We start from the raw sequence: 7,143 nt of genomic DNA, 5'->3' as shown, positions 1-7,143 counted from the left end.
TACTGAGAACTTCAAGTTAACTGACCGACTCAATGTTCTATGTTACTCACTTGAACAGCTTGTAGCTGAGAAGTATCGCAGCGTACTACAACAGGTTGTTAGAACTCGTAGTCGCCGTCAGGATATTTTCGATATTCACTACCTTTTAAACCAAGAAGTAAGTCTTTTATACTCAAAAGAAACTAAAAAAACTGTATTAGATAAACTGATTAAATGCTCTGAGGGTAAAGGGATAGAAGCATACTTGAATCAATCTGGAATGAGAGATGAAGAGATAAAAAAACTCTCACTCAAGGATTTTCATACTCTTTCTCTTGAGATAGATGTAGATATGGAAATACCTCCAGAAGTTATGTATACAGTAGTCCAAGATTATTTTGAATCACTCCCGTGGGAAGTTTTAAGCCTATAATTTATTAAGAATAAAGGTTGGATATTATTAGGTCTTGGGATATGCAAAAAAATATCTTCAGCCAAGCCTAAGAATACGGCTCCCTACTAAAGAGTTGAACCTTTGGTCGCAAGATTAAGTTCTTTGATATCTCTTTCAGAGGGCTAAAAGACAACAAAACGGCAAAACTGTTATTATATTTCAGAAATCGATACAGAGGCTTTCTTTTAGAAGCAATGTAGTCTTATTATGTATTTTAAAAATAAGTTTTATTCAAATGGAATAGATCAAAGGAATATAAATGAACAAAAATGAATCTCAGATGATGTTTGAGTTGGGCTTGAAAACTGAAGATCTTGATGATGTTGACATAAGCCTGGATGTCCTCTATGAGATTTACACAGATTATAAGAAAGATGATGATTTAATGGAGAAGCAAGCTGAATATCGCGCGCGTATTTTAAATGCTTGTAAGGAAGTTAATTCTGTTAAATGGCGTGTAAAAGACCCTTTGCACTTAATAAAAAAGATAATACGGAAAAAGAAAAAGTCTGCTGATAATCCTAAGTACGCAAATATAAACGTAAGTAACTATAGAGACATTATTACTGACTTAATTGGATTAAGAGCAATTTTCATTTTTAAAGCTCACTGGTCGTTAGTAGACGAGTATATTTTTAATAATCTCAATGTTTGTTCTGATAGCATCATTACGATTTATCACGCTAATGACGATGACCTTACTCTTTTCCCAAAAGCATCTTTGGTAAAAAAGCATGAAGGATTAACCTATAATTATAAATTAGAGCAAAAAGACTCTCGCTACAGATCTATTCATTACATATTACAAGAGGAAAAGCCCACTGGTTGTAAAATGGAGCTGCAAGCTCGTAGTATTTTAGATGAAGCTTGGGGAGAAATTGATCATCATGTACGTTATCCTGATAATGAGGACGACCTAGAGCTATTAAGGAAAATGTCAATTTTAAACGGACAAATAAGCGGTTGTGAAGAACATGCTTCGCAGTCATATAATTACTTTACTGCATTAACACTTACTAAATTAGAAGTTAGAAAGTTAGAAGACAGTAAATCAGAGACCCCTGTAGTTCTAGAAAGTGAAACGGTAGTCACTGATACCATCGAAGATAGTGCTAACGTCGAGGAATATGTACAGGATGCAAAAAATGGCGATTCATATGAGTCATATAAAGAACTAATAAATAATATCTCTATTAGTTCTTTTGAAAATAAAGACCGTATGGAACGTCTAAACAAGGTAATTAAATCAATTCAGCCTCTACGAGATTTTGAAAGCTCCGATAAGAACCAGATACAGAAATACTTAAAATCTAATTCGACAGTTCATGATGCTATCAAAGCTAGTAAAGCGATGGAGCAGCTCGTACCTTCGCAGTCAGTTATGGACACTATAAATCGAATGTCGGGCTCTAAGGACGATGACGAAAGTTAGCTAAAGGGAATTAGGTTATTAAGATAGCTGCTCTATATTTATTACTTGAGATAATCTCTAATAGGACGTTTCTTAAACTGAGAAGCGTCTTTTTTCAAACGATTGATCATCTCAAACTCCCACTCTGTGGGATCTTGTCCTGCTGGACTAGTAGAGCTAACAAGATGGTTGTAATCGGCAATGAACTGATTATTACGTGCGATACGCCCTAATTGCTTGTCTGTAAGCCCATTAACTGTAAACATATCTGCTGTATCGGCGTCACGCTGCACATTTCTAATTGTATTATCTTCTGTCTTTTTCTTCTTAAAATCAAGCTCAAGATGAGTAAATTTACGCCCTGTTTTTAGCATTTTATAGGTTACTTTGTAGGGTGATTTTTCATTAATTTCTTTGACTGCGGTATCAATGACCCGCACTTTCAAATCTTTTGTAGCTTCGTACTTATCCCCTAGCGCAAGCATATAACGTAAGTCTATTAGCTTCATCTTTCTATAACCAGTTGACTTGAATTGCATCATAGCTTGGTATATACGCATACTATAACTGCTGCTAAACCCTGCAACATCCTCAATATTGAACTGTGTAAAATTCTTTCTAAGCTCAGATAAGAATGGAACAATACGTTCATTAAATACTAAACGCACGACAACGTTATTATCATCAGAAGGCATAAGGCTATCCATGAGATTGTAAGCCCTAAGCATTTGAATATATTTGCTGTAATCCTCAGGGTTAGGGTACTTAGCTTTGAGCTTCTCTTCTGCATTTTTATCGTAGCGCAAGACTTCAGATAGCCAATGAAATTCAAGTTCACCAACTTCTGTATCTATAAATAATGATTTTTTCATTAAGTCTTTTGACGCATTTCGGATTTCCCTTGCTACGGTATCAGGGTGAACACCAAGCCGTATAAAGTCATCTCTTGTAACACAGTAAGAATGTTTAGCATCCACTGGTTCACCTTTAGGAATTTGTGCCATTGCTGAGAGAATTAAACGTTGTTCATTTACGCTCAATTCATAAGCTGCGTTTATAACCGCATTATCCATTACAATTAAGTCATTACTCATAGTTGCCAACCTCAAACACTATAATAGGACAATATTATATCATTGTCCTATTTAGCCGTCAATCCGTCCTATTTAGCCGTCAATCCGTCCTATTTAGCCGTCAATCCGTCCTATTTAGCCGTCAATCCGTCCTATTTAGTTTCATCTAGCCCATGCTGGATATAGCTTTCAGGGGGGTCTAAAAACTCTTTAAAAACCTTAAAAACCTTAAAAAAGGGATAAGCTTTAAAAGCTTGTGGATAACTTCAAGCTTCACTTACTGTTAGGGTCTTTTTTACGATCTTTTGGGTTAGGTAATCTATCCATTTTTTATAATTAATCCATTAATTTGTTTTTAACCTCATCCCAAGCTTTAGGATTGTTTAAATTCTCCAGTTCTTTTAGTATTCTAGTGACTTTACTTTGCTTAGACCTCAATAATGAGCTATAGAAACCACTCTATTTGTCCAAATAATTAGATTTAAGCACTGTCTAACTCTATTTTGATACCTCCATAGCCTTTTTGATTTTATTCCTCTCTACAGCGATTTTACGGCTTTCTAGCTGCATTACCTCATTCACTCTAGCGATATCCTCTTGATTCAGTCCCTGAGTAGCCAACAAGTAAGGCTCAACACGCTTTTTTAGAGTGTCATAGCTGTCTTCCGCAACGCTTTTATCTACTCTCGCCTTCTCGTAGTCCGTTAAAATGCTGTTTGCTGCTTTCACAGTTGGTTCTATTTGCTCAATAACGGCTGCTATGACCTTTTCACCATACCGAGCCTTGCTTTCAAATATTTCAGGCTTGGGTGGTTCGGCTGTGATACTAAAATCCCTCGCGTTATTGATATCGTGGTAATACGCTTTGATGCTGGTATGCCTAGATTTAGAGCCTTCCTTGCCCCTCGTTAGCCCTAAATCAGTAACCGTATTAGCAAAATCAGTCTGCATCTGACTTAATTTGACCCGACCCCCTAGAAACGCTTTACAGTTCAGCTTACCCCTTTGATCGATGGGAACCACATAAGCGACTAGCTGCGGTGTGCTTATGTCCCGATGAATACTCATACCTGCAATATTTTCTGCTCCATGTTTGTCATTGAGCCACTGATTAGATCGCTTAAAAAATTCAGTTTCCTTGCCAGTTCCCCAGCCTTCCCATTCAGGACTGGCGGTTATTAAATACTCAATACATAGCACCGCATCAGCACGTCTTTTTTCAGGAAGTCGGTTTTGTATTGCCTGTTTGACGGTTTCAGGGGTCGCAACACTATGCTCATTTTTAGGGGTGCGGTTGGGGTCAGTATTCGGCGTTTCTATCGTTCGATAGTTGTGTGCCAGACTGCCACCAATATTGCCCATGGTTTTTAATTTTGCCGTCCTTAAAATTGCATAGTTCATCGCCACTTTTTCCTATAATTGGGTGTTATTTCACTAAAGGGTACTTACTACACCATAAATTCAGCTGTTAGGAAAGTAAGATTTTTGACGCAAAAAGAGGTAAAAAAGGGCTGTTTAGGGGGTATTTTTCACTTTTTAGAAGCAAAACTGTTTGCAGTTTGCAAACAGTTTTTTCCGTTATAAATCAAGGGTTAACGTTAATTTTGTTTGCACTTTGCATACATTTTCAAGAAAACCGATTTCATTAACCTTAACAATATCAGGTATTTGGCAGTCCCTTTAGGGTGCGTATGGTGTAGTCATTAAATTGAATAATTTAATGACCAAAGAGCGTTACCTCATTCAGTCGTTAGTTATAAGTTATTAAATCGTTATTTTAAACGTAGTAGAACGTTAGTGTTTTCTACGTAATATCAGTAAGAATAAAGTTAGTAATGCGTTAGTTTTTAGTTAGTGCAACGTTAGTAAATTAAAGGTCTGTGTGTTAAGATCTTTTTAATGCATCAATGAGGTCATAGGAATGATTAAGAAAAAGAAGATAGCGTTATTTAGAGAGCTTTATCACGAAATAGAAGCATTACTGGAGTCCTATTTCTATAAAGATGTTGCGGTGATATTAAGAGAAAAGCATGGCTTAGAGGTGACGGCTGGCACACTAAAAAATTATGTTTTTCAGCACCGCCAGTCTCTTAGCAGTGTGGCAGTAGATTCAGAACTTGAAAATGATCCTACTGTCTTAGAAAATCAGGAAGATTCTGATACCGCTGAAACGGGTGCAGAGGCTGCCTTAACAGGATTTGAAGAGGGTCAACAAAACAGCACACTGTTTGATGGACAAGTCACTAATACAGCTCCAAGGGAAAAGATAAGCTTAGCAGATCTCTATGCGTCTTTAGGACAAGAGAAAGAGCGTTGAAATTACGGATTTTCTTGGTGGATTGAGTGAATAGACTGTCATTGGTAAAAAGTATAGAACGCCTATTTTTATGATTTGGATGTACATTTCGCTTATATTTAACGTACTCACGTAAAACAATAATGACTAAATATTTAACCCCTGGTATCAGCAGATACAAGGGGCTTTTTTGTCTTGTTCACTCTATTTGCTCATATGAACTGACAGTTCGATATAGGTAGTTTCTTTTTATCGGTCTGAATTAGATAGTCCATTAGCTCGATTTAGGGTCTAATTTATTGGTTTGCTTGGGGTATGACCGTTTGTACGCAGCCTTCAAATAACATAGTTTTCTCGATCTGTCATAAGGCATATTAAAATGCGTCCTTAGGACGCATTTTAATATGCCTTAGCTATAATGTCAATTTCTGAAAGCCTTATTAGCTATAGCTTAGGTGGAATCGCCATTATTTACAAAAAAAAGCTTGTAAGTTAGTCACATATTGTTTATAAGTCCTAAGGACTTATAAACAATATGTGACCGATATGCGGAAAACAATTTCTATAGAAGAGGCTGCAAGCCTTTGGGTAATTGGGTTAAACACAAGAACAGCTTTCTTCGATTCAGAGTTGTATGAATTTTTGCATCACATACGTGAAACTAGATCCTTCCAAAACCAAGATATAAAAGGGTTTAGGACGGATAGTAATTTAAAGAAAAAATTATCTGAAGTTACAGATTATCTTGTATCTAGCGGCTTGGTACAAAAACCATATGAAAACTACTTCGTTATTGCTAATAAAAATCCTAGTGACCTAGAAATAGTTTGCTCGCTATATAATATAGGCTATATAACGTATTTGAGCGCCATGAGGTTCTACAATCTCACTAACAGAATTCCAAAGAGAATTGATTACATTGCTCCTACTAGAACATTATGGAAGAAAAGACAGTCACAACTTCTCTCGGAAAATAGCATAGATGGTGAAAACCTAGAAAAGAATAATCTATTTATACCTCCATATCCTTCTGAGCGTATCAAAATTAAGGGCAAATACCTTAATGTTCACTCTCGCTCACACCTTTACCCTCATATGAATAAAGGCGAAGGTGTTAGAATCATTAGCATTGGAGATTTGTTCTTGGAAATGGTGAGAAATCCCGATTTGTGCGGTGGATTTCAACATGTTTTAGAGGTCTATGAAGAAATGGGAGAGGTTCTTTTAAATGAGATCATAGACTCAGTTGAGCTATATGGCACTGCTATCGATAAAAGTCGCATTGGTTTCATCTTAAACTCCCATTTGAATATTCAGGATCCTATAATCGCTGAATGGAAGACTTATTCCACAGCTAGGGGAGGAAGTCGTAAAATGATATCAAACGAACCTTATTCAGACTCATATAGTGAGGACTGGTGCATCTCCCTTAATCACAGTGTGTTTAATTAATCATGAAAAATATTGAAGAGTGGATAGATAGAGCTGAAAACGATGATGAAAAAAAATTTAGGCAGGCTATTCACTTAATTTTATTGGCTATTTCTCGTGATAAATTCTTATCGCAAAATTTAGTTATAAAGGGTGGAATAGTATTATCTTTAGCTTATGGCTCGGAACGCTACACAACTGATCTAGATCTATCTTCTTTAGATAACATGGAGGTTTTAAGCAAAGAAGAGCTAGAGTTAAAGCTAAGTAAGCAAATTACAGCCGTTGTTGCCTTAAGTAACTATAACTTAAAGCTCCTAGTTCATTCTATAAAATACATGCCTAAAGATCCTAGCAAAGTAAAATTTCCGGCTTATAAAGCGAGAATTGGGTATGCGGATAGCACTAATTTGAAAGCTGTAACACGCCTAGATAACAAGCAGTCTCCTCATATCGTTGAGCTTGATATTAGCTTCAATGAGAGTGTATCAGTAAGTGA

General features: G+C 36.3%; 7 protein-coding genes. 5 read left to right on the top strand and 2 right to left on the bottom strand.

Annotation, left to right across the window (positions count from 1 at the left end; all coding sequences use genetic code 11):
- On the top strand, window positions 1-412 hold a 412-nt coding region (locus H2245_RS11875), incomplete at its 5' end, for a nucleotidyl transferase AbiEii/AbiGii toxin family protein (protein WP_182407624.1).
- A 280-nt stretch (window positions 413-692) separates the two neighbouring features.
- Window positions 693-1,865, top strand: a complete 1,173-nt coding sequence (locus tag H2245_RS11870) for a hypothetical protein (RefSeq protein ID WP_182407623.1) — start codon at window positions 693-695, stop codon at window positions 1,863-1,865.
- 41 nt (window positions 1,866-1,906) lie between these two features.
- Here the strand turns inward: H2245_RS11870 and H2245_RS11865 are convergent, their stop codons facing one another.
- Both H2245_RS11865 and mobV read right to left on the bottom strand, forming a co-directional pair.
- Window positions 1,907-2,938: a RepB family plasmid replication initiator protein gene (locus H2245_RS11865; protein WP_182407622.1), complete on the bottom strand. Its 1,032-nt coding sequence runs from the start codon at window positions 2,936-2,938 to the stop codon at window positions 1,907-1,909.
- A gap of 477 nt (window positions 2,939-3,415) precedes the next feature.
- On the bottom strand, window positions 3,416-4,318 hold the full coding sequence (gene mobV / locus H2245_RS11860) for a MobV family relaxase (RefSeq protein WP_182407621.1): 903 nt from the start codon (window positions 4,316-4,318) through the stop codon (window positions 3,416-3,418).
- A 520-nt stretch (window positions 4,319-4,838) separates the two neighbouring features.
- Here mobV and H2245_RS11855 point away from each other — a divergent pair.
- The 3 genes from H2245_RS11855 to H2245_RS11845 form a co-directional block, all read left to right on the top strand.
- Window positions 4,839-5,234, top strand: coding sequence for a hypothetical protein (locus H2245_RS11855; protein WP_182407620.1), 396 nt, complete (start codon window positions 4,839-4,841; stop codon window positions 5,232-5,234).
- Between the two features lie 516 nt (window positions 5,235-5,750).
- Window positions 5,751-6,665 (top strand): hypothetical protein, encoded by a 915-nt coding sequence (locus H2245_RS11850; protein WP_182407619.1) that lies wholly within the window; start codon window positions 5,751-5,753, stop codon window positions 6,663-6,665.
- A 2-nt stretch (window positions 6,666-6,667) separates the two neighbouring features.
- A partial coding sequence (locus tag H2245_RS11845) for a nucleotidyl transferase AbiEii/AbiGii toxin family protein (protein ID WP_182407618.1) occupies window positions 6,668-7,143 on the top strand: 476 nt, incomplete at its 3' end.

The organism is Psychrobacter sp. GP33, from assembly GCF_014119005.1.
Lineage (GTDB): Bacteria > Pseudomonadota > Gammaproteobacteria > Pseudomonadales > Moraxellaceae > Psychrobacter.
Note: the sequence above shows the minus strand (reverse complement) of the source record. Positions and strands in the feature narration are given on the sequence as shown.